Origin of the sequence: Bradyrhizobium sp. 2S1 (assembly GCF_011516625.5) — a bacterium.
GTDB classification, from domain to species: Bacteria; Pseudomonadota; Alphaproteobacteria; order Rhizobiales; family Xanthobacteraceae; genus Bradyrhizobium; species Bradyrhizobium septentrionale.
Window position 1 is genome coordinate 9,280,841 of sequence record NZ_CP147717.1, and the last position, 25,471, is coordinate 9,306,311.

24 protein-coding genes and 1 pseudogene are annotated in these 25,471 nt (G+C 64.6%); 8 read left to right on the top strand and 17 right to left on the bottom strand.

What is annotated here, in order from left to right; genetic code table 11:
* Positions 1-76: 76 nt before the first annotated feature.
* From HAP54_RS44355 to HAP54_RS44380, 6 genes and pseudogenes are all read right to left on the bottom strand, one after another.
* Positions 77-853 carry an HpcH/HpaI aldolase family protein gene (locus tag HAP54_RS44355; protein ID WP_166297742.1) on the bottom strand — a complete coding sequence of 259 codons (777 nt, stop codon included), beginning with the start codon at positions 851-853 and terminating at the stop codon, positions 77-79.
* A 47-nt stretch (positions 854-900) separates the two neighbouring features.
* Positions 901-1,986, bottom strand: a complete 1,086-nt coding sequence (locus HAP54_RS44360; RefSeq protein WP_166297743.1) for a malate/lactate/ureidoglycolate dehydrogenase — start codon at positions 1,984-1,986, stop codon at positions 901-903.
* Between the two features lie 36 nt (positions 1,987-2,022).
* Positions 2,023-2,751: an ABC transporter ATP-binding protein gene (locus HAP54_RS44365; RefSeq protein WP_026192494.1), complete on the bottom strand. Its 729-nt coding sequence runs from the start codon at positions 2,749-2,751 to the stop codon at positions 2,023-2,025.
* Positions 2,751-4,523: an ABC transporter permease subunit gene (locus HAP54_RS44370; protein WP_166297744.1), complete on the bottom strand. Its 1,773-nt coding sequence runs from the start codon at positions 4,521-4,523 to the stop codon at positions 2,751-2,753. The genes HAP54_RS44365 and HAP54_RS44370 overlap by 1 nt, the downstream gene beginning before the upstream one ends.
* Positions 4,520-5,395 (bottom strand): annotated as a pseudogene (locus tag HAP54_RS44375) (branched-chain amino acid ABC transporter permease). The gene HAP54_RS44370 and the pseudogene HAP54_RS44375 overlap by 4 nt, the downstream one beginning before the upstream one ends.
* Before the next feature lie 73 nt (positions 5,396-5,468).
* Positions 5,469-6,614, bottom strand: a complete 1,146-nt coding sequence (locus tag HAP54_RS44380) for an ABC transporter substrate-binding protein (RefSeq protein ID WP_166297745.1) — start codon at positions 6,612-6,614, stop codon at positions 5,469-5,471.
* A 269-nt stretch (positions 6,615-6,883) separates the two neighbouring features.
* Here HAP54_RS44380 and HAP54_RS44385 point away from each other — a divergent pair, with 269 nt between their 5' ends.
* Positions 6,884-7,900, top strand: coding sequence for a GntR family transcriptional regulator (locus HAP54_RS44385; RefSeq protein WP_224741513.1), 1,017 nt, complete (start codon positions 6,884-6,886; stop codon positions 7,898-7,900).
* Between the two features lie 35 nt (positions 7,901-7,935).
* Here the strand turns inward: HAP54_RS44385 and hpaR are convergent, their stop codons facing one another.
* Positions 7,936-8,466 carry a homoprotocatechuate degradation operon regulator HpaR gene (hpaR, locus tag HAP54_RS44390; protein ID WP_166297746.1) on the bottom strand — a complete coding sequence of 177 codons (531 nt, stop codon included), beginning with the start codon at positions 8,464-8,466 and terminating at the stop codon, positions 7,936-7,938.
* A gap of 111 nt (positions 8,467-8,577) precedes the next feature.
* On the opposite strand from hpaR, the gene hpaH reads away from it, so the two are divergent.
* The 6 genes from hpaH to HAP54_RS44420 all read left to right on the top strand — a co-directional run bounded on the left by hpaH (position 8,578) and on the right by HAP54_RS44420 (position 14,984).
* Positions 8,578-9,384, top strand: a complete 807-nt coding sequence (gene hpaH / locus HAP54_RS44395) for a 2-oxo-hept-4-ene-1,7-dioate hydratase (RefSeq protein WP_166297747.1) — start codon at positions 8,578-8,580, stop codon at positions 9,382-9,384.
* A gap of 21 nt (positions 9,385-9,405) precedes the next feature.
* Positions 9,406-9,804, top strand: a complete 399-nt coding sequence (locus HAP54_RS44400) for a 5-carboxymethyl-2-hydroxymuconate Delta-isomerase (protein ID WP_166297748.1) — start codon at positions 9,406-9,408, stop codon at positions 9,802-9,804.
* On the top strand, positions 9,797-11,341 hold the full coding sequence (gene hpaE, locus HAP54_RS44405) for a 5-carboxymethyl-2-hydroxymuconate semialdehyde dehydrogenase (RefSeq protein ID WP_166297749.1): 1,545 nt from the start codon (positions 9,797-9,799) through the stop codon (positions 11,339-11,341). Before HAP54_RS44400 ends, hpaE begins: the two co-directional genes overlap by 8 nt.
* Positions 11,342-11,464: 123 nt before the next feature.
* Positions 11,465-12,448: a 3,4-dihydroxyphenylacetate 2,3-dioxygenase gene (hpaD, locus tag HAP54_RS44410; RefSeq protein WP_166297750.1), complete on the top strand. Its 984-nt coding sequence runs from the start codon at positions 11,465-11,467 to the stop codon at positions 12,446-12,448.
* Between the two features lie 10 nt (positions 12,449-12,458).
* Positions 12,459-13,331, top strand: a complete 873-nt coding sequence (locus HAP54_RS44415) for a fumarylacetoacetate hydrolase family protein (protein WP_166297751.1) — start codon at positions 12,459-12,461, stop codon at positions 13,329-13,331.
* 24 nt (positions 13,332-13,355) lie between these two features.
* The gene (locus HAP54_RS44420) at positions 13,356-14,984 is read left to right on the top strand and encodes a thiamine pyrophosphate-dependent enzyme (RefSeq protein ID WP_166297752.1); all 1,629 of its coding nucleotides are present in this window, start codon (positions 13,356-13,358) and stop codon (positions 14,982-14,984) included.
* A 94-nt stretch (positions 14,985-15,078) separates the two neighbouring features.
* Here the strand turns inward: HAP54_RS44420 and HAP54_RS44425 are convergent, their stop codons facing one another.
* From HAP54_RS44425 to HAP54_RS44435, 3 genes are all read right to left on the bottom strand, one after another.
* Positions 15,079-16,293: an MFS transporter gene (locus HAP54_RS44425; RefSeq protein ID WP_166297753.1), complete on the bottom strand. Its 1,215-nt coding sequence runs from the start codon at positions 16,291-16,293 to the stop codon at positions 15,079-15,081.
* Between the two features lie 160 nt (positions 16,294-16,453).
* Positions 16,454-17,116: a DNA oxidative demethylase AlkB gene (alkB, locus tag HAP54_RS44430; protein ID WP_166307050.1), complete on the bottom strand. Its 663-nt coding sequence runs from the start codon at positions 17,114-17,116 to the stop codon at positions 16,454-16,456.
* 12 nt (positions 17,117-17,128) lie between these two features.
* Positions 17,129-17,872 carry a 2OG-Fe(II) oxygenase gene (locus HAP54_RS44435; RefSeq protein ID WP_166297754.1) on the bottom strand — a complete coding sequence of 248 codons (744 nt, stop codon included), beginning with the start codon at positions 17,870-17,872 and terminating at the stop codon, positions 17,129-17,131.
* Between the two features lie 156 nt (positions 17,873-18,028).
* On the opposite strand from HAP54_RS44435, the gene HAP54_RS44440 reads away from it, so the two are divergent.
* On the top strand, positions 18,029-18,802 hold the full coding sequence (locus HAP54_RS44440; protein ID WP_166297755.1) for a transglycosylase domain-containing protein: 774 nt from the start codon (positions 18,029-18,031) through the stop codon (positions 18,800-18,802).
* A gap of 2 nt (positions 18,803-18,804) precedes the next feature.
* On the opposite strand, the gene HAP54_RS44445 is transcribed toward HAP54_RS44440, so the two are convergent.
* From HAP54_RS44445 to HAP54_RS44475, 7 genes are read right to left on the bottom strand one after another with little or no spacing between them, the layout of a single operon-like run.
* On the bottom strand, positions 18,805-19,491 hold the full coding sequence (locus HAP54_RS44445) for a DUF2848 domain-containing protein (RefSeq protein WP_166297756.1): 687 nt from the start codon (positions 19,489-19,491) through the stop codon (positions 18,805-18,807).
* On the bottom strand, positions 19,484-20,833 hold the full coding sequence (locus tag HAP54_RS44450; protein WP_166297757.1) for an amidase: 1,350 nt from the start codon (positions 20,831-20,833) through the stop codon (positions 19,484-19,486). The genes HAP54_RS44445 and HAP54_RS44450 overlap by 8 nt, the downstream gene beginning before the upstream one ends.
* A gap of 57 nt (positions 20,834-20,890) precedes the next feature.
* Positions 20,891-21,610: an ABC transporter ATP-binding protein gene (locus HAP54_RS44455; protein ID WP_166297758.1), complete on the bottom strand. Its 720-nt coding sequence runs from the start codon at positions 21,608-21,610 to the stop codon at positions 20,891-20,893.
* A complete protein-coding gene (locus tag HAP54_RS44460; protein WP_166297759.1) occupies positions 21,600-22,328 on the bottom strand; it encodes an ABC transporter ATP-binding protein in 729 nt (242 codons plus the stop codon). Before HAP54_RS44460 ends, HAP54_RS44455 begins: the two co-directional genes overlap by 11 nt.
* A complete protein-coding gene (locus HAP54_RS44465; protein ID WP_166297760.1) occupies positions 22,318-23,238 on the bottom strand; it encodes a branched-chain amino acid ABC transporter permease in 921 nt (306 codons plus the stop codon). Before HAP54_RS44465 ends, HAP54_RS44460 begins: the two co-directional genes overlap by 11 nt.
* Entirely contained in the window at positions 23,231-24,154 is a 924-nt protein-coding gene (locus tag HAP54_RS44470; RefSeq protein WP_166297761.1) for a branched-chain amino acid ABC transporter permease, read from the bottom strand. Before HAP54_RS44470 ends, HAP54_RS44465 begins: the two co-directional genes overlap by 8 nt.
* 45 nt (positions 24,155-24,199) lie before the next feature.
* Complete coding sequence (locus tag HAP54_RS44475; RefSeq protein WP_338698324.1) at positions 24,200-25,450, bottom strand: amino acid ABC transporter substrate-binding protein; 1,251 nt, start codon at positions 25,448-25,450, stop codon at positions 24,200-24,202.
* Positions 25,451-25,471 lie beyond the last annotated feature (21 nt).

The window sequence follows — 25,471 nt, forward strand, 5'->3', positions numbered from 1 at the left end:
ACGATGGTGCTCGCCGGATAGAGGCTCCTCACCCCAACCCTCTCCCCGCAAGAGCGGGGCGAGGGAGAAGTGACAATCAGGCTTTGCCGCCGGACTTCTCGCGGGTCGCGTTGACCTGCATCTTGGCGTAGGTCTGCATCAGGCCGACTTCGTTCGACAGCGTCACGAGCTTGAAGCCCATGTTGATCGCGCGCACTGCGCCATCGGCGCCGGAGCAGTGGATGCCGGGGTTGAGGCCACGCTTGCCGCATTCCTTGATGATCTTCTCGTAGATCTTGAGGATCTCGGGCTCGTCGCGATCGAGCTTCGGCACCAGACCATAGGAGAAGCCGAGATCGGACGGGCCGATATAGACGCCGTCGATGCCTTCGACATCGAGGATCGCTTCCATGTTCTCGACGGCGGTCTTGGTCTCCATCATCGGCAGCAGCACGATCTCGTCATTCGCCGTCTGCTGATAGGTGCCGGCGGAACCATACATGCCGGCGCGGATCGGGCCATTGGAGCGCACGCCCTTCGGCGGATACTTCGCATAAGAGACGAGGTTCTTGGCTTCCTGCGGCGTGTTGACCATCGGGCAGATCACGCCATAGGCGCCGCCGTCCAGCACCTTGCCGATGATGCTCGGCTCGTTCCAGGGCACGCGGACCATCGGCGTCACCGGATGTGCATGCATCGACTGGAAGCACTGCACCATCGACAGATAATCCTGCACGCCGTGCTGCATGTCGACGGTGACGCTGTCGAAGCCGCATTGCGCGATTACTTCGGCCGAAAACCCGGAGGGGATCGCGAGCCACGCGTTCACCACCGCCTTGCCCGATGCCCAGACCTGCTTGACCTTGTTTGCCATTGATCACGTTTCCTTTGTGTTTCTTCAGGTTTCTTGGAGGGCGGACCTCAGCTGGTCGCCCGCTGGATCGAGACTTCGCTGACGCCGACTTCGCGCGCGGTGTTCACTATCGCCGCCCAGGTGTCGTCAGGCAAGGGGATGCCGTTTTTGGTGCGGTCGGCACGGGTTTTCCGCTCGGGATCGCCCGGAACCAGCACGGACTCTGTACCCGCGATCGGCTTGGTGGCGCGGATGAAATCGGTGTAGCGGGTGATCTCGCCGTCGAAGAAGTTGCTGGTGTCGATCACCTTGGGATCGATGTAGAACGCCATCATGCCGTTGGCGAAGCGCCGGTCCGACGACGTCGCGCCGGTGCCGGTCAGCGCGCCACCGAGCAGCTCGCAGATGAAGGCAAGGCCCGAGCCCTTGTGATCGCCGAAGGCGCGGATCGCGCCGGTTCCCTTGGTGTGGTCGCGCGGCCCGTCCGGTGTGTACGGGCCATATAGCACGTGCGGATCTTCGCTCAGCGTGCCGTCGGCATCGACCAGCGCGCCATGTGGCAGCTTCTTGCCGCCGCGGCTTGCCACCAGCACCTTGCCTTCCGCAACAACGGAGGTGGCGAAATCGAGCACGATCGGATCCTGGCCCTCGCGCGGAATGCCGACGCAATATGGCGCGGTCGACAGCCGCTTCTCGACGCCACCGTAAGGCGCGACCAGCAGCGAGCCGGCCGCAGTCACGAAATGGATCGAGACGAGACCTTCGGCGGCGGCCATTTCGGCCCAGTCGCCGACGCGGCCGAGATGGCCGGAGTTGCGCAGCGCGACTGCAGCAAGGCCTGCCTTCTTGCACTTTTCGATGCCGAGCTTGACCGCAATCGGCGTGACGGTCTGGCCATAGCCGAACTTGCCGTCGACCACCGCGAGCGACGGCGTGTCGACCACGACCTCGGGGGTCTGGTTCGGCACGATCGAGCCCATCTTCTTCCACCTGACATAGACCGGCACGCGGATCACGCCGTGGCTGTCGTGGCCGGTGAGGTTTGCCGTCGTCAGGTAGGTCGCGATGCGCTTCGCCTCGTCCGGAGCGGACTCCGAATGGGAAAACACCTCGGAGACGAAGTTGATGAGGTTATCGACCTTGATGGTGACCATGAAAGACTAGCTCGCTTGATAAAGCACGGTGCGTTGTTAGGCGTGGGTTTTGGCGTGGCCGCCGAGATAGGCCGCGGCGATGGCTTCGTTGCCCCACAATTCGTCAGGCTTGCCGCCCAGCACGATCCGCCCGGTCTCGAGGACAAAACCGTGATCGGCGACCGAAAGTCCCATGCGCGCATTTTGCTCGACGAGCAAGACCGTGGTGTCCTTCCTGATCTGCGAAATGATGCGGAACACCGCCTGCACGATGACAGGCGCCAGCCCGAGCGAGGGCTCGTCCAGTAGCAACAATCGCGGCTTGGCCATCAGGCCGCGCGCCACCGCGACCATCTGCAGCTGGCCGCCGGACAATGTCCAGCCGAGCGCGTTGGAAAAGGCACGGATGTCCGGAAACAGGTCGAACATCGCGTCGGCCTCGCGCGAGATCTGCGACGCCGATACCTTCCGGTTCGACGCGCCGAGCATGATGTTCTCTTTCACGGTGAGGCCCGGGAACACGCGGCGACCTTCCGGCACATGCGAGATGCCGAGCCGCACGATCGCCTCCGGCCCGAGGCCGGCGATCGAGTGACCGTCGAACATGATGTCGCCGGAGGCGGGCTTGGCGAGGCCTGAGATCGCACGCAGCGTGGTCGACTTGCCGGCGCCGTTGGCGCCGAGCAGCGTGACCACCTGCCCCTGCTCCACGGCGATGGTGACGCCGCGCAGCGCCTCGATCTCGCCGTAGCGGACCACGAGATTGCGGATTTCGAGCAGCGGCATCATTCGCTTCCGAGATAGGCGGAGACGACGTCGGGATGGCGCAGCACCGCCATGGACTCGCCGTCCGCGATGCGGCGTCCGAAGTTCAGCACGGAGATGTGCTGGGCGGCTTCCGAGACCAGCGTCATGTCGTGATCGATGATCAGGATGGTGAGGCCTTGCGCTGCGATCCGCTTCAATAGCTCATGCAGCTCGAGCTTCTCGGTCGAGTTGAGGCCGGCGGCCGGCTCGTCGAGCAGCAGCAGCGTCGGGTTCGACGCCAGCGCCCGCGCGATCTCGATCAGGCGCTGGTGGCCGTAGGAGAAACTCGAGATCAGCTCGTTGGCGCGATTGCCGAGGCCGACAAAGGTCAGCGCCTCCATCGCGCGCTCGGTCAACGCGTCCTCGCCCTTCCCGATCATGGTGTTGCCGGGCCGCTCGGCGCCGATCTCGACATTCTCCAGCGCCGTCATCGAGCGGAACAGGCGGATGTTCTGGAAGGTGCGGCCGAGACCCGCCGCCGTGCGCTGATGCGGCGCCATATTGGTGATGTCGGTGCCGTCGAGCACGATCTTGCCGGCAGTTGCCTTGTAGAGGCCGGACAACACGTTCAGCGTCGTGGTCTTGCCGGAGCCGTTGGGTCCGATCAGCGCATGCACGCCGCCGCGCTTCACCGCGATGTCGACGCCGTCGACCGCTTTCAGGCCGCCGAAATGCTTCGAGAGCCCGGTCACTTCGAGCACGATGTCGCCGCCGGTGGTCGCCGGCCTGAGCTGCAAGGCAGCCGCAGCCGGCGGCGCCTTGGCATGCGCCCGCAAGCGCGTGAATGCATCAGACACAAAGCCCCAGATGCCGTCGGGCATGAAGCGGATGATCAGGATCACCGACAGGCCGTAGATCGCCAGATAAAGTCCCGGCACGCTCTTCAGGAAGCGCAGCCATTCCGGGATCAGGATCAACAGCCCGGTGCCGATCACCGAGCCGATCGGCGAGGCCACGCCGCCGAGCAGCGACATGGTCAGGAACACGATCGATTCCGCGAACGAGAACTGATCCGGGCTGACATAGGCAAAGCCGCCGGCGAACAGGCCGCCGGCCAGACCGCCGAGCAGCGCGCAGAGCCCGAACGCGTAGATCTTGGTGCGGAACACGTCGATGCCGTTGACGCCAGCCGCGAGCTCATTGTCGCGCACCGCGCGCATGGCGCGGCCGAGCTTGGTGTCAGGCAGATGCCAGACCAGATAGCCGACGATCGCGAGCATCGCGACGCAGAAGGCGAGATAGCTCTGCGACGACTGGAACAGTTCGGGCCGGCGAATATTGGCGACGCCGTCCGGCCCGTGGGTCAGGCCGATGGCATTGATCATCACCAGCGTCACGATCTGTTGGAACGAGATCGTCACCATGGCCAAGTAATGCCCGCCCAGCCTCAGCGTCGACATGCCGAGGAACGCGCCCGCCACCGGCGTGATGACGCAGGCCGCAACCAGGCAGAGCCAGAAGTTCAAATGCAGGTCGGCGGTCCCGAGACCGACCGCATAAGCGCCGAAGCCGAAGAATGCGGCCTGCGCCAGGTTGATCTGGCCGCACAGGCCGAGCACGACCGAAAGCCCGAACACCGCGATCGAGAAGGTCGTGGCCTGCAGCAGGATGTTGAGGATGTAGCCATCGAACCGCATGCCGGCAGCCAGCGCCACCAGCACTGCAGCGCCGACGAAATACGGCAGATGACGGACGATCAGCGGCTTGGAGCGCACGGCCGGCGCCGGGATCATGTTGTCGCTGGCGCTCATGCTTTCTCCGCGACACGTTCGCCGAAGATGCCCTGCGGTCGGAACACCAGGAAGGCGATCAGCACCAGGAAGGCAAAGCCGTCCTTGTACGGCACCGAGATGTAGGCCGCGCCGAAGGTCTCGATGACGCCGAGCGCAAGCCCGCCGACGATGGCGCCGGCGACGTCGCCGAAGCCGCCGATGATGGTCGCGGCAAACGCCTTCAGCGCAATCGTCGAGCCCATCTGGATCGAGACGAACAGCACGGGCGCCACCAGGATGCCGGCGAGACCGCCGAGCACAGCCGAATAGATGAAGGTGATCATGATCATGGTGGAGACGGAAATGCCGAGCAGCGAGGCCATCTCCTTGTCCTACGAGGTCGCCTGCAGCTTCTTGCCGAGCAGCGTCTTCTCGAAGAACCAGAAATTGAACAGCACCAGCAGGATGGTGACGCCGATGATCAACAGGTACTGGCTGTCCAGATAGACCGGGCCGAGCTGGATGCCGGGCGTATCGAACCAGCCCTGCAGCACCTGCGGCTGCGGGCCGTAGATCGCGAGCACCGAGTTCGACAGCAGGATCGAGGCGCCGATGGTGGCGATGATGACAGGCAGATAGGTGCGGTGGCGCAGCGGATAGTAGACGCCGAGATTGAAGATGACGCCGAACAGCGCCATGCCGGCGAGCGCGATCAGAAACGACAGCCAGTAAGGCCAGCCGAGATCGACCGAGAACACCACCATCAGATAGGCGGCGACCATCGAGAATTCGCCTTGCGCGAAGTTCACCACATTGGTGGCGCGGAAGATCAGCACGAAGCCGAGCGCGACCAGCGCGTAGACCGCGCCGATGCCGATGCCCGTGAACAGAAGTTGTAGGACCAGATCCATGACAGCGCCCGATCAGAACAGTGTGCGCGGGGGAAGCGGCCTCGCCGGGTTCAACGGCGAGGCCGATCCGCAATCAATCGTTGAAGTCGATGTGCTTGTCGTAGACGATCGTGCCCTTCTCGTTCTTCACGACGTTGTAGCCGTGCAGGCCGTCGCCGTTCTTGTCGAAATTGTACTCGCCTTCGGCACCGGCGAATTTCTGCGTCGCCAGGATGGCGTCGCGGATCTTGTTCGAATCGGTCGAGCCCGCCTTGTTGATCGCCGCCGACAGGATGGTGATCGCGTCGTATGGCCAGGCGCTCTGATTGTCGGGCGCGGTCTTGTAGGCATCGCGATAGGCCTTGCCGAACGTCTTTGCGGCGTCGCTTGAGTCTTCGGCGAAGTCGGCGACCCCGAAGGTACCGAACAGCGCGGGGCCGGCGAGCTTGGTCGAGGAGACCGCCACCACCGAGGGCGAGCCGACCCAGGGGATGTTGACGCCGAGCTGACGCAGCTGCCGGGCAAAGATGCCGAGGTCGTTCTCGAAGGTGAAGTAGGTGCCGAGCACATCTGCGCCGGACTGCTTCACCGCCAGCACCACAGGGGTGAAGTCCTGGCTCTGGTTGGCATAGCCCTGGTCGAGCACCGGCGGCGCGCCGAGCTTGGTCAGCGCTTCTGACAGCGCCTTGCCGCCCGCGGTGCCGAAGGCATCGGTGGAATGGACGATCGCCCATTTCTTCTTGCCCAGCGTGTTGACGCCGAAATCGGCGATCACGCGGCCGGAATAATTGTCATTCGGACGGAAGCGGAACAGCCACGGATTGCCGGAATGGGTAAGGTCGGGATTGGTGCCGCCGATCATCACCGGCTTGCCGACCTTGATCACGTCGGGCGCCATCGCCTGCACTTGGGTCGAGCGGATCGAGCCGAGGAAGGCGACGATGTCGGATTGCGCGGCGAGCTTGGAGAAGGCCAGCACGATGCCCGGATTGGTGGTCTGGTCGTCCTCGATGACGAGTTCGACCTGCTTGCCGAGCACGCCACCGGCCTTGTTGACCGCGGCCAGCGCCAGCTTGGCGCCGTTCTGCGCCCACAGCCCCTGCTCCGCGGCCGGTCCGGTCACCGGCACGCACATGCCGATCTTGATGGTCGCGCCTTGCGCCCAAGCGCTCCGCATCAGCGCGGGAGCAGCGAGACCTGCCGCCAAACCGGCGGAAAACTCACGCCTCGTCAGTTTCATTCAATCCTCCCTGTATTGCGCCGAACTTGCTTGTCGGCTGCGTTGAGACGAGCTGGACGCGTAGACTCGTTGCCCTGTCCACAGCAATCGCAGCGTGACGAACAAACATCAGCGCCGCTGCAGCGCACCCGACGTGCAACGGCGACCATCAAATCCAAGCGTATGGGCCAGCTAACCATGATTGTACATTGCACGCAATAGTCAAAAGTTCGGCACAGGCGGTGCGTAAATGCCTGTTGCGAGCGACCGCGACGCGATCACGTGTTAGTGTGGCGGCCGAGCACCCATCCATGTCGATGCCAAGAGCGAAATCGCAGACCAGACGGAAACAACCGGCCTATGCGCTGATCAAGGCCGCATTGGCCAAGCGTATCCGGACCGGTGACGTGCCGCCCGGCACGGTTCTCTCCGAATCGGCGATTGCGACCATGTTCGGCTCCAGCCGCTCCCCGGTGCGGCAGGCCTTCGAGCAGTTGGAGCTTATCGGCCTGGTGCGCCGGTTCGACGGCCGCGGCGTCATCGCCGGCAAGCGCCAGGTCGAACCGCGTCGCGTCCCGATCACGCCGGAGATGCTGGGGCTGACCGACGGGCCGGTCGAGGCGGTGCGCAGCGACGCCTGGGACGCCCTCTATTACAAGCTCGAACGCGAGATCATCTACCGGTCGCTGTTCGGACGCTTCCGCGTCAGCGAGCTCGCACTGGCGCGGCATTTCCGGGTCGGGCGCACGGTTGCGCGCAACCTGCTGCTACGCGCGCAGGCGATCGGAATCCTGGAGAAAGGCGCCAAGGCCCACTGGTACGTGGTGCCGCTGGACGAGGACCGCGTTCGCGACATCTTCGAGATGCGCGCGACGCTGGAACCGCTGCTGCTGAAATCCGCTGCCGCAAAGATACCGGCGGCGCTGCTCGACCGGATGGCCGAGCGGCTGCGCGAGGGCATCCAATATCGCGACCGCGTCGGCGTCGGCGAACTCGACGAGATCGAGGGTGACCTCCATATCCAGTGCCTCGGTTACGGCGTCAACCGCGAGATGCTCGAAGCCCTCAAGCGCACCCACTGCGCTTTCGTGATCGGCAAGCACATTCAGGTCGCCCTGACCGCGCCGCAGATCGATTCCTTCATGGACGAGCATCTGGTGATCATTGAAGCCTTGCGCGCCCGCGACGGCGATGCGGCGGCCGCGACCCTGCGCCGGCATATCGAGTGGTCCCACTCGAAGGTCGCCGGCTGGATCGCCGAATTCCGTGCCATCAACGTGATTTCGCGCGTTCCCTACATGGCCTGACCGGCACTGCTGCGCGCCCTCGCGCAAATTGCCGGCTACTCGTCCGCATCGAGCTCGACATCATCCGTGGAGCTCATTCCGGCAAGGCTGGCTTCCAACGCGCCCAGCATCTCCTGCAGTTCCGCGAGCTTGCGCGCGCCATAGCGCCTGGTGATGGCGGCGTAGATCACCTCCGAGGTCGGCGCCACCGCCTCGATCAGCTTCAACCCCTTGGCGGAGATCGAAACCACCGCACGTCGCGCGTCTGTCGCCGCCGCCTTGCGCTCGATCAACTGGCGCGCCTCGAGATCGCGCAGGATGCGCGACAGGCTCGGGCCGAGCAGAAACGCCATGCGGGCGAGCTCGGTGACCTCGATCTCGTCGACCGCGGTGAGCGCACGCAGGATCCGCCATTGCTGCTCGGTCAGCCCGTGATTGCGCAGCGACGGACGGAATTGCCGCATCACCGCTTCGCGGGCGCGGAGCAGCGACATCGGCAGCGAGCGCGAAAACTCGCGCATCGGCGTGCGGCGCGGCGATCCTTCATCACCCTGCCCCGACCGCGTGTCGTTATTTTTTCGCGCCATCGCTCAATCCACCACAACGATCTTTTGCGTTGCAGCATGCCCCGATTCAGTTTTCGGGAATTCACTTAACATGTTAATCATCTCCCCAGCATCCACTTTTGTGTATCACGCATGGCCCTCTCCAAGGACGATATCCGCGCTGCCGCCGAACGGCTCGACACTGCGGAAAAGACCCGCAAGCAAATCCGCCAGCTGTCGCTGGAATACCCCCGTATCACCCTCGAAGAGGCCTACGCGATTCAGAAGGCCTGGGTCGAGATGAAGGTGGCGCAGGGCCGCGTCGTCAAGGGCCACAAGATCGGCCTGACGTCGAAGGCGATGCAAAGCGCGCTCAATATCGACGAGCCCGATTCCGGCATCCTGCTCGACGACATGTTCTTTGCCGATGGCGGCTTGGTGCCGACCGACCGCTTCATCGCAACCCGCGTCGAGGCCGAGCTCGCCTTCGTGATAAAGCATCGCCTGGCTGGGCCGAACTGCACGCTGTTCGACGTGCTCAACGCCACCGACTTCGTGGTGCCGGCACTGGAAATCCTGGATACACGGGTCGAACGCGTCGACCCCGAGACCAAGGCAACACGAAAAATCTTCGACACCATCGCCGACAACGCCGCCAATGCCGGCATCGTGCTCGGCGGCCGGCCGATCCGTCCGCTGGAAACCGATCTGCGCTGGATCGGCGCGCTCTGCTACCGAAATGGCCAGCTCGAGGAAACCGGACTCGCCGCCGGCGTGTTGAATCATCCGGCGACCGCGGTGGCGTGGCTCGCCAATAAGATCGCCCCGAACGGGCTGGCGCTGGAGGCCGGACAGGTCGTGCTGGCAGGCTCCTTCATCCGCCCGATCGAGACCCGCAAGGGTGACACCATTCAGGCCGATTACGGACCGAACGGTTCCGTGAGCTGCTACTTCGCCTGACGCACTCAGCAGGAGCGCTGCATGCCGCATTTCACGCTTGAATATTCCGCCAACCTCGACGGCCTCGTCGACATCGGCGTAACAGTCGAACTGGTCCGCAAGGCTGCGGTCGAGACCGGCATCTTCCCGCTCGGCGGCATCCGCGTCCGCGCCGTCAGATGCGAGCATTACGCGATCGCCGACGGTCGCGCGAATTACGGCTTCCTCGACATGGTACTGCGGCTTGGCGAAGGCCGCGACCTCGCCACCCGCAAGAAGGCCGGCGAGCACATCTTCAAGGCGCTGTCGGCGCATCTTGATCCGGTATTTGCAAAGAGCAAATTCGCCTTGTCGTTCGACATGCAGATCAACGACAAGGAAACCAGCTGGAAACGCAACAACATCCACGAGGCACTGAAGGTGGAGACGGTCAATGGATAAAGCCACCTCGAAATCCGCCGCCGACGTATTCCAGGCCAATCGCGATCGCGCCGGCCCCCTGCTCGCCAAGTTGAAGGCAGAGGGCATCGGCAATGTGATCGACGGCAAGGTCGTCCCGGCCGCCTCCGGCCAGACTTTTGAGACGAAATCGCCGATCGACGGCACCGTGCTGGCAACCGTCGCGCGCGGCAATGCCGAGGATATCGACCGCGCCGCGACCGCTGCTTCCAAGGCGTTCAAGGCCTGGCGCGACATGCCGGCGGCGCAGCGCCGCAAGCTGCTGCATCGCGTCGCCGACGCGATCGAGGAGCGCGCCGACGACATCGCCGTGCTCGAATGCATCGACACCGGTCAGGCGCACCGCTTCATGGCCAAGGCCGCGATCCGCGCCGCGGAGAATTTCCGCTTCTTCGCCGACAAATGCACTGAGGCGCGCGACGGCCTCAACACGCCGTCGGACGAACACTGGAACATCTCGACCCGCGTACCGATCGGTCCGGTCGGCGTGATCACGCCGTGGAACACGCCGTTCATGCTCTCGACCTGGAAGATCGCACCTGCGCTTGCCGCCGGCTGCACCGTGGTGCACAAGCCGGCGGAATGGTCGCCGGTCACGGCCGACCTGCTGGTGAAACTTGCAAAACAGGCCGGCCTCCCCGACGGCGTGCTCAACACCGTGCACGGTTTCGGCGAAGAGGCCGGCAAGGCGCTGACCGAACACCCCGCCATCAAGGCGATCGGCTTTGTCGGCGAGAGCACGACGGGCTCGGCGATCATGGCGCAGGGTGCCCCGACCCTGAAGCGCGTGCATTTCGAGCTCGGCGGCAAGAATCCGGTGATCGTGTTCGACGACGCCGATCTCGACCGCGCGCTCGATGCCGTCGTTTTCATGATCTACTCGCTCAACGGCGAGCGCTGCACGTCGTCGAGCCGACTCCTCGTCCAGCAGAGCATCGCCGACAAGTTCATCGAGAAGCTGACCGCGCGCGTCAAGGCACTCAAGGTCGGCCATCCCCTCGATCCCGCAACCGAGATCGGGCCGCTGATCCATGAGCGGCATCTGGCCAAGGTCTGCAGCTATTTCGACGTCGCAAAGAAGGACGGCGCCACGATCGCGGTCGGCGGCAAGCCGCATGACGGCCCCGGCGGCGGACCCTATGTGCAGCCGACGCTGGTGACCGGCGCCAACCCGACCATGCGCGTCGCGCAGGAAGAGGTGTTCGGCCCGTTCCTGACCGTGATCTCGTTCAAGGACGAGGCTGACGCCATCGAAATCGCCAACGGCGTGCAATACGGCCTGACCGGCTATGTCTGGACCGGCGACATGGGCCGCGCGTTGCGCGTGGCGGATGCGCTGGAAGCCGGCATGATCTGGCTCAACTCGGAAAACGTCCGCCATCTGCCGACCCCGTTCGGCGGAATGAAATCATCAGGCATCGGCCGCGACGGCGGCGATTACTCGTTCGACTTCTACATGGAAACTAAGCACGTCTCGCTCGCCCGCGGGACGCACAAGATTCAGAAACTGGGAATTTGATTGCACGTCGTTCCGGGGCGCGAAGCGAACCCGGAACCTCGAGATTCCCCGATGCGCAATCGCGCATCTGAGGTTCGGTCCTGCGGACCGCCCCGGAATGACGAACAAAATTGAGGAAACACCATGCCCGTTCCGCAACACATCTTCGACCCGCCGTTCAACATCATCCGCTGCAGCCATGCCGTGCTCGACGTCACGGACCTGGAGAAGAGCGCCACTTTCTATTCGAACACAGTTGGCCTCCATATCGAGGATCGCGACAACAAGGCGGTGTATCTGCGCGCCAGCGAGGAGCACCAGCATCACTCGGTGGTGCTGCGCAAGGCGCCGAAGGCCGCCTGCAACCGGCTCGGCTTCAAGGTCGGTAATGACGGCGATCTCGACAAGGCGGCCGCCTTCTTCTCCGAAAATGGCGTTGCCTATGCTTTCGTCGACCAGCCGTTCCAGGGCCGCACCCTGCAATTCACCGATCCGTTCGGCTTCCAGATCGAACTCTATGCCACGATGGAGAAGCGCCCGCATCTCTTGCGGCGCTACGATCTCTACAAGGGCTGCCATCCGCAGCGGCTCGACCATTTCAACGTGTTCGCCGCCGAAGTGCAGGACACTGTCGATTTCTACGCGCGGCTCGGCTTCCGCCTCACCGAATATGCCGAGGAGGACGGCGACAATGGCCGCATCGCAGCCGCCTGGATGCATCGCAAGGGCAACGTCCACGACTTCGCCATCACCAACGGCAAGGGACCGCGCCTGCACCACATCGCCTATTGGGTACCGACCGCGATGAACATCGTGCATCTCTGCGACGTGATGGCCTCCTCCGGCTTCCTTGCGAATATCGAGCGCGGCCCGGGCCGGCACGGCATCTCCAACGCGTTCTTCCTGTATATCCGCGATCCCGATGGCCACCGCATCGAGCTCTACACCAGCGACTATTTCACCGGCGATCATGACCATGAGCCGCTGCGCTGGTCGCTACGCGATCCGCGCCGCCAGACGCTGTGGGGCGCGCCGGCGCCGCGCTCCTGGTTCGAGGAGGGCTCGACCTTCGCAGGGCAAACCGTGCGCGAGCCGCGCTTCGTCGCCGACGTGCTGGTTGCGGATTGAGGGATTTCCGATGTCAGCTCCTCGCCTCGCCACTTACTCCGTCAACGGCGCTACCAAGTATGGCGCCGTCACCGACACCGGCATCGTCGACCTCTCGTCACGCTTCGCCAAGGACTATCCGACCCTGCGCGAGGCGATCGCCGCCGGCGCGCTGACGAAGCTCGTGGAGGACGCCGCCAAGCGCGCGCCCGACCATGCGCTGGACGCAGTCGCCTGGCAGCCGCCGATCCCGGCGCCGGACAAGATCATCTGCATCGGCGTCAACTATCCGGACCGCAACGCAGAGTACAAGGACGGCTCGGACGCGCCGAAATATCCCAGCATGTTCCTGCGGGTGCCGCGCTCCTTCGTCGGCCACAACACGCCGGTGGTGCGCCCCCGCATCTCGCCGCAGCTCGACTATGAAGGCGAGTTGGTGCTCGTGGTCGGCAAGGCCGGCCGGCACATTGCCGAGAGCGCCGCGCTCGATCACATCGCCGCGATCACGCTGTGCAATGAAGGCACCATCCGCGACTGGGTGCGCCACGCCAAATTCAACGTCACCCAGGGCAAGAACTTCGATTCCACCGGTAGTCTCGGCCCGTGGATCGTGCCCTATACCGGCGAAGCGCAGATCGCCGATATCCGCCTGACCACGCGGGTCAACGGCGAAGTCAGGCAGGACGACCGCACCTCGCGCTTGATCTTCGGCTTCCGCTACCTCATCAACTACATCTCGACCTTCACGACGCTGGTTCCCGGCGACATCATCGTCACGGGGACGCCAACCGGCGCAGGTGCACGGTTCGATCCGCCGCGCTATCTGAGGCCCGGTGACGTCGTCGAGGTCGAGGCTGAAGGCGTCGGCATTTTGCGCAACGGCGTCGTCGACGAAGCGATCTAACCCGAGAAGCAAGTGGACAGTGCCATGACCTCAACATCCGGCGGCGAAGCGATCGTCAACGGCCTCGTCGCCCACGGCGTCGACACCGTGTTCGGCCTGCCCGGCGCCCAGATCTATGGCCTGTTCGATGCGTTCCACCAGGCGCAGCTCAAGGTGATCGGCGCCCGGCACGAGCAGGCCTGCGGCTACATGGCGTTCGGCTACGCCCGCTCCAGTGGCAAGCCCGGCGTGTTCAGCGTGGTGCCCGGCCCCGGCGTGCTCAACGCCTCGGCGGCGCTGCTCACCGCCTTCGGCTGCAACGAGCCGGTGCTGTGCCTGACCGGACAGGTGCCGACGCAATTCCTGGGCAAAGGCCGCGGCCATCTTCACGAGATGCCGGACCAACTCGCAACGCTGCGCAGCTTCGTGAAATGGGCTGACAGGATCGAATACCCCGACAACGCGCCCGCGATGGTGTCGCGTGCGTTCCAGGAGATGCTGTCGGGCCGGCGCGGCCCGGCCTCGCTGGAAATGCCCTGGGACGTGTTCACCCAACGCACCCAGGTCGCGGCCGTCAAGCCGTTCGACCCGCTGCCGGCGCCGCAGCCCGATCCGGACCGTATCAAGGCGGCCGCCGATCTGATCGCCGGCAGCAAGGCGCCGATGATCTTCGTCGGCAGCGGCGCCATCGAGGCGCGCGAGGAAATCCTCGAGCTCGCCGAGATGATCGACGCGCCGGTGGTCGCGTTCCGCAGCGGCCGCGGCATCGTCTCCAACGCGCATGAGCTCGGACTCACGATGGCTTCGGCCTACAAACTGTGGCCGAAGACCGACCTGATGATCGGCATCGGCACCCGCATGGAGCTGCCGACGATGTCGCGTTGGCCCTATCAGCCGGCCGGCCTGAAATGCGTGCGGATCGACATCGATCCGGTCGAGCTGCGCCGCTGGCCCGCTGACGCCGGCGTGATCGCGGACGCCAAGGCCGGCACCGCCGATCTCGTCGCCGCGGTCCGCAAGGCCGGCTACAGCAAGACCTCAGGCCGCCGCACGGCAATCCGCGAGGCCACCGCTGCCACCGAGCATGAGATCCAGCGCGTCCAGCCGCAGATGGCCTATCTGAAGATCCTGCGTGAGGTGCTGCCGGCAAACGCGATCGTCACCGACGAGCTGTCGCAGGTCGGCTTCGCCTCCTGGTACGGCTTTCCGATCTACGAGCCGCGGACTTTCGTCACCTCGGGCTATCAGGGCACGCTCGGCTCGGGCTTCCCGACCGCGCTCGGCGCCAAGGTCGCCAACCCGAACAAGCCGGTGGTCGCGATCACCGGCGACGGCGGCTTCATGTTCGGCGTGCAGGAGCTCGCCACCGCCGTGCAGTTCAGGATCGGCGTGGTGACCTTGGTGTTCAACAACAACGCCTATGGCAATGTCCGCCGCGACCAGCGCGAGCGCTTCGACGGCCGCGTCGTCGCGTCCGATTTGGTCAATCCCGATTTCGTCAAGCTCGCGGAATCCTTCGGCGTCGGCGCCGCGCGCGTCACCTCGCCCGATCACTTCCGCCCGGTGCTGGAGAAGGCGCTGGCCGACGGCGGGCCCTATGTGATCTCGGTGGAAGTGCCGACCGATTCCGAGGTTTCGCCCTGGGCGTTTATCCATCCGGCGCGGAATAACTAAGCCAAACGCTCGTCATTCCGGGGCGATGCGAAGCATCGAACCCGGAAATCTCGAGATTCCGGGTTCGCTTCGCGCCCCGGAATGACGATGCTAATCAAGTTTGCTTGACGCCGCGTTGCAGCCGCGACGCGGCGATCACGAGCAGGCCGGCGCCGGCGACCGACCAGCAGGCGACCGGCGCCCAGTGCACCAGCGGCGCATAGTCCGGAATCTTCTGCAGGCCGCCGGCGACTGCCGCCATCCGCGCAAAGGTGGCAAGCGCCAGCGCCGAGAACACGAGGCCGGTGACCTTGCCTTCCGCGCCGGTCTCCCCGATCGCAAGGGCTGCCGACACCGCGCTCATCAGCATGCAGCCCCAGGCAGCCCCCGCCAGGAACTGCGCCACGATCAGGGCGTTGAGGCTTCCGGCAATCTCCGCGGCAATGATGGCGAATGCGCCGAGCAGCCCCGCCGCACCCATCACGATCAGGCCGCCGCGATGCCTGACGACGATGCTCGCCGGAAACATCGCGATGTTGAAGCCGATCCAGAACACCGGCATTAGCCATTGCAGATTATCCGCCGTGGCGAAGCGCAGGTAGAACGGGGCGCTGTTGATATTGAAGTGCAGTTGATAGCCGAGCGAAAGCAGCACCATCGACGCGATCAGGAACATCGGCACCGCCCCGAGCCGCTTGGCCGGTGGCGCAAGCCGCTCCGGCTGCGCCTCCTCGGCGATGCGGCGCTCGATCCCTGAGAACGCCAGCGCGGTCAGCAGCAGCACCGCACCGGACAACACGAACGGCAGACGCGCATCGTGATCGCGCAGCACAACGGCGAGATAGGGCGACACCGCACCGGCGATGCCATAGCCCAGCATCGCCAGCGCGGCGAGGAACGGGACCGACGGCTCGGCGCGATACTTGCCGAGCAGCGTCAGCGGCGGCGCGCGCAACGCCGATGACGTGACTGCCCAGATCACGATCAGCGCGATCAGCCAGACCTTCGCGCCCGGCCCGGTGCCGGCCACATACGGCAGCGCGATGAAGGCGGCGCAGGAGATCGCGGCCAGGATGCCGACGAACACGCCGAGGCGGCCGACCAGCCTGGAAATCCTGTCGGCAGCCATGCCCATCGCCGTGTCGGTGATGGTGAAGATGCCCTGGTCCATCATCAGGATCAGGATGACGGTCGTCGGCGCAATGCCGACTTCGGCGCACAGCTTTGGCAGATAGATCAGGTATGTGGTCCAGCCCAGCGTGAAGACGAGCTGCAGCACGGCGAGATAGACGCCGGTGCGGTTGACGGCGCGGTCGGCCTTGGTGGTCATATCAGGAGTTTAGACCAGCTCTCCGATTTGCGGGAGGGGGAGCTAGAGCATGATCCGGAAAAGTGCGAAGCGGTTTTCCCTCGCGACAAACGCGGAACGCGTTTGCGCGGAGATCATGCTCAAACAAAGAGCTAAAGCGCGATGACGATGCAACCCAATCTCATCGCGCTTTAGCCACCTTGCGGAAGGTCAAATTGATGCGCTGGCGGCCGAGCACGCTGTGCTCGCCATCAGCGAGCGCTGCGACGCCGTGATAAAATAACCGTGACGGTCCGCCCCACACCGCAACATCGCCATGTTCAAGCCGGTAGCGGCGCGGCGTGTCGCTGCGCTTCAGGCCGCCGAACAGGAAGATCGCCGGCAGCCCGAGCGAGATCGAGACGATCGGTGCCGCGTAGTCGAGCTCGTCCTTGTCCTGATGTAGCGACAGCTTTGCGCCGGGGACGTAGCGATTGATCAGGCAGGCCTCCGGCGCAAAGCCGGTGAAGCCGGCCTCATCAGCTGCGTCGGCAGCGAGCCTGCGCAACACCTCCGGCATCGCCGGCCAGGGTTGTCCGGTGTCGGGATCGATCGGATCATAGCGATAGCCGCTTGCGTCGGATACCCAGCCGAGGTTGCCGCAATTGGTCATCGCGACCGACATCCGGTGGCCGCCCGGCGTGATCAGATGGCGGAACGGCGCCTGCTTGACGATGACGCGCAATGCCGGGATCAGCTCGACCTCGAACGGCCGGACAAAGCCGCGCAACAGCACCGCGCCGTCCGCGATCGTCTCGCGCGGCGGCCGTGCATCACCAATGGTCTCGAACAGATCAGCAGCCAAGCTTCTGCGCACTCACTTTGCGTCGTGGAAGATCACGCCAACGGTATGGCGATGGCCGGACCTGATACGGCTGACGCCATGGCGCAGATTGACACGATACGGCCCGCGCGTCCCCTGCACCGGACGGTGATGCACGGCAAAGGCCACAGCATCGCCCTTGGTGAGCGGCACCACTTCGGGCCGGGACTGCATCCGCGGCCGCTGCTCGGTCAGCACGAATTCGCCGCCGGTGAAATCGCGCCCCGGCTCCGACAGCAGGATCGCGACCTGGATCGGAAACACGTGTTCGCCATAGAGATCCTGATGCAGGCAATTGTAGTCGCCCTCGCCATATTGCAGCAGCAGCGGCGTCGGCCGCGTCTGCCCGGCATCATGGCAGCGCTTCAGGAACGCCGCGTGCGATGTCGGATAGCTGATATCGATCCCCATCGTCTCGTTCCAGCGATTGGCCGTGGCGGTCAGCCGCGCATACAGCGCCGGCCGCAGCTCCGCGATCAGGTCCGGCAGCGGATAGGAGAAGTATTTGTACTCGCCGCGGCCAAAACCGTGGCGGCCCATCACGATCCTGCTGCGGAACCGGCTGTCGTCGGGATAGAGCGCGGCGATGACATCGCATTCCTGCGGCGTCAGCTGGCTATTGAGGACGGCGCATCCCTGCCCGTCGAGATCGGCTGTGATCTGGTCCCAGTCGAGCCCGTCGACGCGGGCAGGAATGCCGGTGGCTGGGCGGGTGATGGTTTTGGCGGTTGCTGTCATGAGGTGGAGTCTCGCCCATGATCGGGGCTCACGCCACCCGATTTCCGGCGAGCCGCCCTCATTCCTTCTTCCTTCACGCAAACCGGCCAAATTTCGACTTGTTCCAGCACCAGATTGGCTACGGACAGACCGACCTGTGGGATCGACCGATCATCGATGCGAAAATTTGTCATCGTTGCCGCAAAATTGATCCTGTCGGCAGTCTCGCTGGTCGGTATCGGACTGCTGCTTTTCGCGGGCTGGCTCGTGTGGCACTACGAGTACGCTCTGGGGCTCCCGAGCGAGGATGGGCTTGCCTCGATATCGACGACGGGCCCCGCCTGCACGGCTGCCCCGGATCGGACCTACATCTCCCTCGCCGACATACCACCGCTGCTTCGCAAAGCCGCGATTGCCTATGAGCAACCAGACTTCTACGAAGCGCGGTCGCTAAGTCCAATCATCGGCATCGCACATGCCGCCGCAAACGGAGGCAAAGGACCACCGTCGGGCATAATACAATCCGTCACGCGTTGCCTGATGTCCTTTTCCACCGACTGTTGCCGTGGGATCGACATGCACATTGCCACTATCGTGCTCATGCAGCGCGTCGCACGAACCCTGTCACGCGACAGAATCCTCGAAATCTACTTGAACGAAAGTTATTTCGGTCGCGGCAATTATGGCGTCGGCTCCGCGTCACTGGCCTATTTCGGGAGACCACTTGGCCCGCTAGCTGTTGACGAGATCGCGTTTATCGTTGCTCTGCCGCGAATGCCAGCGCTGCTTAATCGGCGGAGAGACATCGCGCTCGATCGGCGAAACCTCGTCATCGCTCGAATGCAACACACGGGCATCATCAGCGATGCCGAGGCCATGGCCGCGCGAGAACGGCCATTGGCATTCCGCGACCCGCCTCCCGTCAAGACGATGCAGCAGCAAGCGCTCTGAGATCAGCCCCGTACCGGCAGCGTCACCACGTCGTAGCCGTGGCCGATCTTCCGCTTCAGCACCGGGTCTTCCAGCTCGAACTCGAAGCGGCTGGCCGGGCGGATGCCGCCCTTGGCCGCGAAGGTGCCACCGAACATGGCGCAGCCGTCGGGCAGCGCGCCTTTGTCGAAGCCGCGGGCGATCAGGTCCTTGACCGGCAGCATGTGATCGAGCGTGCCCTCCTGGTAGAGCACGCGCTGGCCGCCGATTGTGGCCCAGGCGCGGAGCACCAGCTGGTCCCAATGGCCGATGACGTCCTCGAGCTCCCAGAGTTCAGACGCCATCGGCTTGTCGCACATCTGCTTCGAGACGGTGACGCTGTAGCTCTCGACCTTGCGGTCGGTATGGTCGGAGCCGCAGCCAACGAAGATACGGCCCTGCCAGCCGATCAGCACGAACTCGACCTCACCGCTCGACTCCTCGCCGCAGACCTCGATGGTGTCGGCAAAGGTGAGCCGGCGCGCCGAGCAGCGGTAATAGATCGGCGTGGTCGCGGGCCGTGCGATGCCGAGCGCCTCGAGCTCCGCAATGTGCTTGTCGCGCGCCACCGGATCGCGGCCGGTCCAGCCGGCGATCACGGCCTGCTTGATTTCGAGCGTCAGCGGCGTCGCGACGCCCTTGTCGTCGACATTGAAGGTGAGATCAAACACGGATGACGGTCTCCATTCCGGCCGCAAGCTCGAAGATGCGGCGATCCGAACCGCCCGCGGCCGCGAGCATCAGGCCAACCGGGGCCTCGCCCTCGCGATGCGCGGGCAGCGAGATGGCGCAGCCGTCGAGCACATTGATCAGCGTGCAGTTGCGCAGCGCGCGCAGGTTCTCGGTGCCGAATGCCTTGTCATCGGCGAGGCTGGCAATCGTCGGCGGCAGGTTCGCCGTGGTCGGCAGCACCATCGCGTCATAGGGCGCGATGCGCTGTTCGGTGCGGGCGATGAAAGAGCGCCGCGCATTGAGCAGATCGATATAGTCGGCGGCCGGAAAGCCCTCGCCGCGCTGGATGCGCACGGCGACGCGGGGATCGTAGACGTCGCCCTTGCTGGCGAGCAGGAAGCGGTGCCAGGCATAGCTCTCGGCGGCGGCAAAGCCGCCCTTGGCGTTCATGACGCCGACGTCGAGCAGTTCAGGGACCTCGATCCGCTCGATCAGCGCGCCGGCGCGCGACAGCGCGGCCAGCGCACGCTCGAAGGTTTTTGCGACGGCATCATCGAGGTCGTCGAGTGCAACGGTGGTCGGCACCGCGAGCCGCATACCCTTGACCGGGCGCGGCGTCAGCGGCGTCACCGGCTGATCGGCCAGCACGGCATCGAGCGCGGCGCAGCAGGCGACTGAATTGGCCAGCGGGCCATAGCTATCCAAGGTGAACGACAGCGGCACGCCGCCGTCGAGCGGAATCCGGCGCTGCGTCGGCTTGTAGCCGACAATGCCATTGAAGGCCGCGGGAATCCGGCAGGAGCCGCCGGTGTCGGTGCCAAGCGCGCCGAACGCCATGCCGTCGGCGATCGAGACCGCCGCGCCTGAGGACGAGCCACCGGGCACATGGCCGACACTACGGTTCCAGGCGCTTTTCGGCGTGCCGTAATGCGGATTGATGCCGATGCCGGAATAGGCGAACTCGGTCATGTTGGTGCGGCCGATCACGATGAAGCCGGCGCGCTTGAGCCGCGCCACCACTGGCGCATCGGCATCCGCCGGTGCGGAATCCTCCAGCGCCCGGGAGCCGGCGCGCGTCACCTGCCCCTTGACGTCGAACAGGTCCTTGATCGAGACCGGAATGCCGGCAAACGGCGACGGCGCGGCGTTGGCCTTGCGCAGCCGGTCCATGGCGTCGGCGGCTTCCAGCCCCGCGTCGCGGTCGACATGGATGAAGGTGCGCTGGCCCTCGCCTGCCGGATCGGCAATCCTGGCGATGCATTGCTCGACCAGCTTGCGGGCGGAGGTCGCACCGCTTTCGAGATCGGCGGCAAGGGAGGCGAGTGTCGGATTCTTGGGCATGGTTTTCACTTCACGGTTGGACCTTGTTGTCGCCCGAATAGCCCGCGCCGATCCGGATCACTTCAACCCGAAGTAGGCGCGGTGCAGGTCTTCATTGCCGCTCATCTCGGCAACCGTGCCGGAGAAACTGATGCGCCCGCCTTCCAGCACGAATACGCGGGTGGCAATCTCAAGGAAACCGATATTTTGCTCGGCGATCAAGAGTGCCAATCCGCGGCCCTGCAGGCTCGACAAGGCGCGGAGCACCTCCTCGACGAACAGCGGCGACAGCCCAGCCGAGGGCTCGTCCATGACAAGCAGCTTCGGCTCGGCCGACAGCGCCTTGGCGATGCCCAGCATCTTGCGCTGGCCGCCGGACAGGCTGGAGGCCGGGTCGCGGCGCTTGTCGCGCAGCACCGGAAACAGGCCGTAGAGTTCGTCGACCCGCCCGCCTGGATTGGCATGACCCAGCGCCTGCGCGCCGACCCGGATGTTCTCCTCGATCGACAGATCGGGAAACACCGCAAGCTCCGACATGTAGGTCATGCCGCGCTTCATGCGGTCCGAAGATCGCATTTTGGTGATGTCCTCGCCGCCGAGCCTGATATGGCCGCTGCGGGCCTCGATCAGGCCGACCAGCGATTTCAGGAAGGTGGTCTTGCCGGCGCCATTGGCGCCAAGCAGCAGCACGGTCTCGCCGGGGCGGACGTCGAGATCGACGCCCCACAAGACCTGCATGGTGCCGTAGCCGGCATCGACGCCTTTGGCGTCCAGAAGCGGCGCTGCATCAGTGGGCATGCTCGCCTCCCAGAAATACCTCGATCACCTGCGGCTCGCGCACCGCGGTCGCAAGCGTGCCTTCGAAGATCTCCTTGCCCGCATTGAGCACGATGACGCGGTCGGTGATCTGCTCGATGAAGCCCATCAGGTGCTCGACCACGATAACAGCCATGCCGGTTGCGGCCAGCGCCTTGATGCGGCCGGCGATCCAGTCGAGCTCGGCCGGGTTGAGGCCGGCGGCGAGCTCATCGAGCAGCAGCAGCCGGGGCCGCGTGGCGAGCGCGCGGGTCAGATCCAGCATCTTCTGCTGCGCGCTGTTGAGATCGGCGGCGGGGCGGTCGGCGACCTCCTTCAGCCTGAAATCCTCGAGCAGCTCGGGGATCGACGGCGCGCCGGTCGCACCGCCATAGGCCAGCGCCACCTGGATGTTCTCGCGCACCGTGAGCGACAGGAACGGCTTTGGCACCTGGAAGGTGCGGTTGATGCCGCGATGAACCAGTCTGTGCGAGGCGACGCCGCCAGAGGACGTGCCGTCGAACACGACCTCACCGCCATCGGGCGCATAGAGGCCGGAGATCACGTTGATCGCCGTGGTCTTGCCCGAACCATTGGGGCCGACCAGCCCGAGGATCTCGCCCGGCACGACATGGAAGCTCAAGCCGTCGAGCGCGTGGAAACCGCCGAAGCGCTTGACCAGCTTGGAGACCTTGAGAATGGGGGTTTTCTCAGGGGACATGCCACCCCCTGCGCGTTGCCAGCGACACCAGCCCTGCGGGCAGGAACAGCACCAGTCCCATGATCAACAGGCCATAGATCAGCTGGAAATATTGCGGCGTCGTGAACCCGATCAGGTTGTAGATGCCGTAGAGGATAAGCACCCCGACGATCGGTCCGGTGATGGTGGCGACGCCGCCGAACAGCGCGAACACGATCGCGAAGATGCTGAACTCGCCGGAGAACACGTTGTCGGGATAAAACACCGAGACGTACCAGGCGTAGATGCCGCCGGCGAGGCCGGCGACCAGCGCCGAGGCGAGCCAGGCAATCACCCGCATCTTGATGATGTTGACGCCGGCCATCGAGGCCGACACCGCATCCTCGCGCACGGCCTGCAGCGCAAGCCCGAACGGCGAGTTCTTCAGATAGATGACGGCACCGACGGTCAGCGCCATCACCACGACGGCGGCGTAATAGGCGTGGGTCGGGTTGAACGTGCCGGTCAGCGACACGCCATACGGGCCCTTGGTGATCCCCTCCAGCGCCGGGTTGGCGACGAAGTGCAGCACCGCGAGCGAGGCCGCGAGATTGGCGATCGCAAAATAGGCGCCCGACAGCCGCAGCAGCGGTGTCAGCAACAGGCCGAGCGCCACCGCAACGAGGCCGCCGACCACCACCGCCAACGGCGCCGGCGTCTGCAGGTGCATCACCATGATGGCAAAGCCGTAGGCGCCGGCGCCGAAGAAGCCGACATAGCCGAACGGCAGATAGCCGGTGAAGCCATAGATGATGTTCACGCCCTGCGCGAGGATCAGGAAGATCACGAAGTTGAACAGCAAGAGATGGTTTTGATAGACGCCGGGCAGCAGTGCGAACACCACGACCAGCGGCGCCAGGATGAACAGCAGGTGCTTCGATACGCTAGGCAACGCGCACCCGCCTTCCGAGCAGACCGCTCGGGCGCAACAACAGGATCACGATCAGCAACACATAGGGCAACAGGTCGGCCCAGGAACTGAGATAGGTCTGCACCAGCATGTAGCAGAGGCCATAGACGACACCGCCGAGCGCGGTGCCGAGCGGATTGCCGAGCGAGCCGAGCACGACGATCGCAAACGACGTCACCGTCGCATCGGCGCCGAAGGCCGGCGTCACCGAGCCGAACATGAAGGGCGCGAACACGCCGGCGACAGCGGCGATGCCGAGCCCGATGCCGAACGCCGCCGCCGAGACGCGATCGACGTCGATGCCGGTCGCCAGCGCCTCGTCGCGGCGCGACATCACCGCGCGCGTCAGGGTGCCGAGCCTTGTGTGGTAGAGATAGAGATAGACCAGCGCGATCGCGATCAGGCTGGTGCAGGCCGCGATCACCCAGGGCGCGGGAAAACCCTGGCCGAAGATCTGGATCGGCCCTGCCCCGCCGGCCTTGCCGCCGAACCACTTCACCTTGATGGTCGTGAACACGGTGCCGAGCAGCCGGCTCTGGATCGACCGCTCGCTGGTGCCGGCGAAGATCGTGGTGACGGCCTCGATCACCTGCGACAAGCCGAAGAACAGGATGATCGACAGCATTTCCGGATTGGCCGAGCCCTGCAGCCGCGGCACCAGCACCCAGTACAGCAGCACGCCCGCCAGCACGAACACCACGAAGGCCAGCGGCACCGCGAACAGCGGATCGATGCCGGCGATGCCGACCACGCCGAGCGCGATGAAGGCGCCCAGCATCAGGATGTCGCCATGCGCAAGATTGACGATGCGCATGACGCCGAACACGAGATTGAGGCCGATGCCGACCAGGCTGAAATACAGCCCGAACAGCACGCCGGCAACGAGCGCATAGGTCATGCTACCGCTCGCCGCCGAAGGTTACGCCTGCCGCCGAAAATCGCATCACGGCGCCGGATAGATCGGCTTGCCGTTGGCGGTCTCGTGCGGATAGATCGAGACGAACTTGATGTGATCGTGCTCGTCGACCGTGAGCTGGCCGAGCGGCGTCAGCTCGCCGATCTGGCCGCCGGTCTCGTCCAGCGCGAAGGTGCCGTCCAGCGTCTTGAGCTGGCCGCTGAGCGAGAACACGGCGCGACGCAGCTCCATCTGATCGAGGCTGGTCGCAACCGACAGCGTCTTCTCGACCACCAGCGCGGTGGTGTAGCCGGCCACCGCGTTGAAGCCGAACTCCATCTTGCCGTCGTTGTACTTCTTCAGCCAGGCGTCGCGGAAATCCTTCATGGTCATCCCGAAATTGACGGGATAATCCAGCTCGGACGGCGGCACATAGGTCCAGATGTGCTCCAGCCCCTTGGCGCCGACGTTCTTCTCGAGCAGCTCGGTCTCGAGACCGGCATAGATCGCGAACAGCATCTTGAACTTGGTGCCGACGTCCTGGACGTTGCGCAGGAAAGCGATGTCGTTCGGCGCATAGCCGAAATGGATCACCGCGTCGGGATTGGTCTTGCTGATGTTGTTGATGATCACGTTGTAGTTGGTGGTCTCGGTCGGAACGCCCTGGTCGTAGACGATCTCGATCGGCGCGCCGGAATCCTTGACGAACTTGCGGAACGCGTTGGCCTGGGTGCCGGTGAATTCGTTGGTGGCGTAGAGGATCGCGACCTTCTTGATGCCGAGGCCAGGGCCGTCCTGGCTGATGAAGTCAGCGACCGGCTTCGGCCAGACGGTCGACACCGGATCGGCCATCAGCGCGATGTAGGGATTGTCCTTGGAGAAGAAGCTCGCGCCGGTGCCGGTCTGGTCGAACAGGAACATCTTGTGATCGCGCGCGATCGCAACCGCGGGCGCCGTCAACACCGATCCGGAATCGGCGACCAGGAGATCGACCTTATCCTGGGTGACGAGCTGGTTATAAAGCGTAGACGCAGTCGCGGTGTTGCTCTGGTCGTCATAGGAGACGAGCTTGATCGGGATCTTCTTGTCGAACGCCTTCACGAACACGCCGCCCTCGGCATTCTTCTGCTCGACCCACAATTTCAGCGAGCTGTAGACCGGCATCGAGATCGAGGCGTAGCGTCCGGAGGACGCGTAGAGCGTGCCGATCTTGATTTCCGACGGTGCGTCGGCGGCCGTGGCTTGTGTGGCGAATGCGAGGCTGGCAGCGAGTGCCGCGCCGATGATCCTCAGCATCATATTATTCCTCCCGGGTATCTT

Bases quoted from the DNA above. Each gene is read 5' to 3' on its own strand.
- HAP54_RS44355 (WP_166297742.1), bottom strand. From the start codon at position 853: ATGGCAAACAAGGTCAAGCAGGTCTGGGCATCGGGCAAGGCGGTGGTG.
- HAP54_RS44360 (WP_166297743.1), bottom strand. From the start codon at position 1,986: ATGGTCACCATCAAGGTCGATAACCTCATCAACTTCGTCTCCGAGGTG.
- HAP54_RS44365 (WP_026192494.1), bottom strand. From the start codon at position 2,751: ATGCCGCTGCTCGAAATCCGCAATCTCGTGGTCCGCTACGGCGAGATC.
- HAP54_RS44370 (WP_166297744.1), bottom strand. From the start codon at position 4,523: ATGAGCGCCAGCGACAACATGATCCCGGCGCCGGCCGTGCGCTCCAAG.
- HAP54_RS44380 (WP_166297745.1), bottom strand. From the start codon at position 6,614: ATGAAACTGACGAGGCGTGAGTTTTCCGCCGGTTTGGCGGCAGGTCTC.
- hpaR (WP_166297746.1), bottom strand. From the start codon at position 8,466: ATGGCGCGAAAAAATAACGACACGCGGTCGGGGCAGGGTGATGAAGGA.
- hpaH (WP_166297747.1), top strand. From the start codon at position 8,578: ATGGCCCTCTCCAAGGACGATATCCGCGCTGCCGCCGAACGGCTCGAC.
- HAP54_RS44400 (WP_166297748.1), top strand. From the start codon at position 9,406: ATGCCGCATTTCACGCTTGAATATTCCGCCAACCTCGACGGCCTCGTC.
- hpaE (WP_166297749.1), top strand. From the start codon at position 9,797: ATGGATAAAGCCACCTCGAAATCCGCCGCCGACGTATTCCAGGCCAAT.
- hpaD (WP_166297750.1), top strand. From the start codon at position 11,465: ATGCCCGTTCCGCAACACATCTTCGACCCGCCGTTCAACATCATCCGC.
- HAP54_RS44415 (WP_166297751.1), top strand. From the start codon at position 12,459: ATGTCAGCTCCTCGCCTCGCCACTTACTCCGTCAACGGCGCTACCAAG.
- HAP54_RS44420 (WP_166297752.1), top strand. From the start codon at position 13,356: ATGACCTCAACATCCGGCGGCGAAGCGATCGTCAACGGCCTCGTCGCC.
- HAP54_RS44425 (WP_166297753.1), bottom strand. From the start codon at position 16,293: ATGACCACCAAGGCCGACCGCGCCGTCAACCGCACCGGCGTCTATCTC.
- HAP54_RS44435 (WP_166297754.1), bottom strand. From the start codon at position 17,872: ATGACAGCAACCGCCAAAACCATCACCCGCCCAGCCACCGGCATTCCT.
- HAP54_RS44440 (WP_166297755.1), top strand. From the start codon at position 18,029: ATGCGAAAATTTGTCATCGTTGCCGCAAAATTGATCCTGTCGGCAGTC.
- HAP54_RS44450 (WP_166297757.1), bottom strand. From the start codon at position 20,833: ATGCCCAAGAATCCGACACTCGCCTCCCTTGCCGCCGATCTCGAAAGC.
- HAP54_RS44455 (WP_166297758.1), bottom strand. From the start codon at position 21,610: ATGCCCACTGATGCAGCGCCGCTTCTGGACGCCAAAGGCGTCGATGCC.
- HAP54_RS44460 (WP_166297759.1), bottom strand. From the start codon at position 22,328: ATGTCCCCTGAGAAAACCCCCATTCTCAAGGTCTCCAAGCTGGTCAAG.
- HAP54_RS44470 (WP_166297761.1), bottom strand. From the start codon at position 24,154: ATGACCTATGCGCTCGTTGCCGGCGTGCTGTTCGGGCTGTATTTCAGC.
- HAP54_RS44475 (WP_338698324.1), bottom strand. From the start codon at position 25,450: ATGATGCTGAGGATCATCGGCGCGGCACTCGCTGCCAGCCTCGCATTC.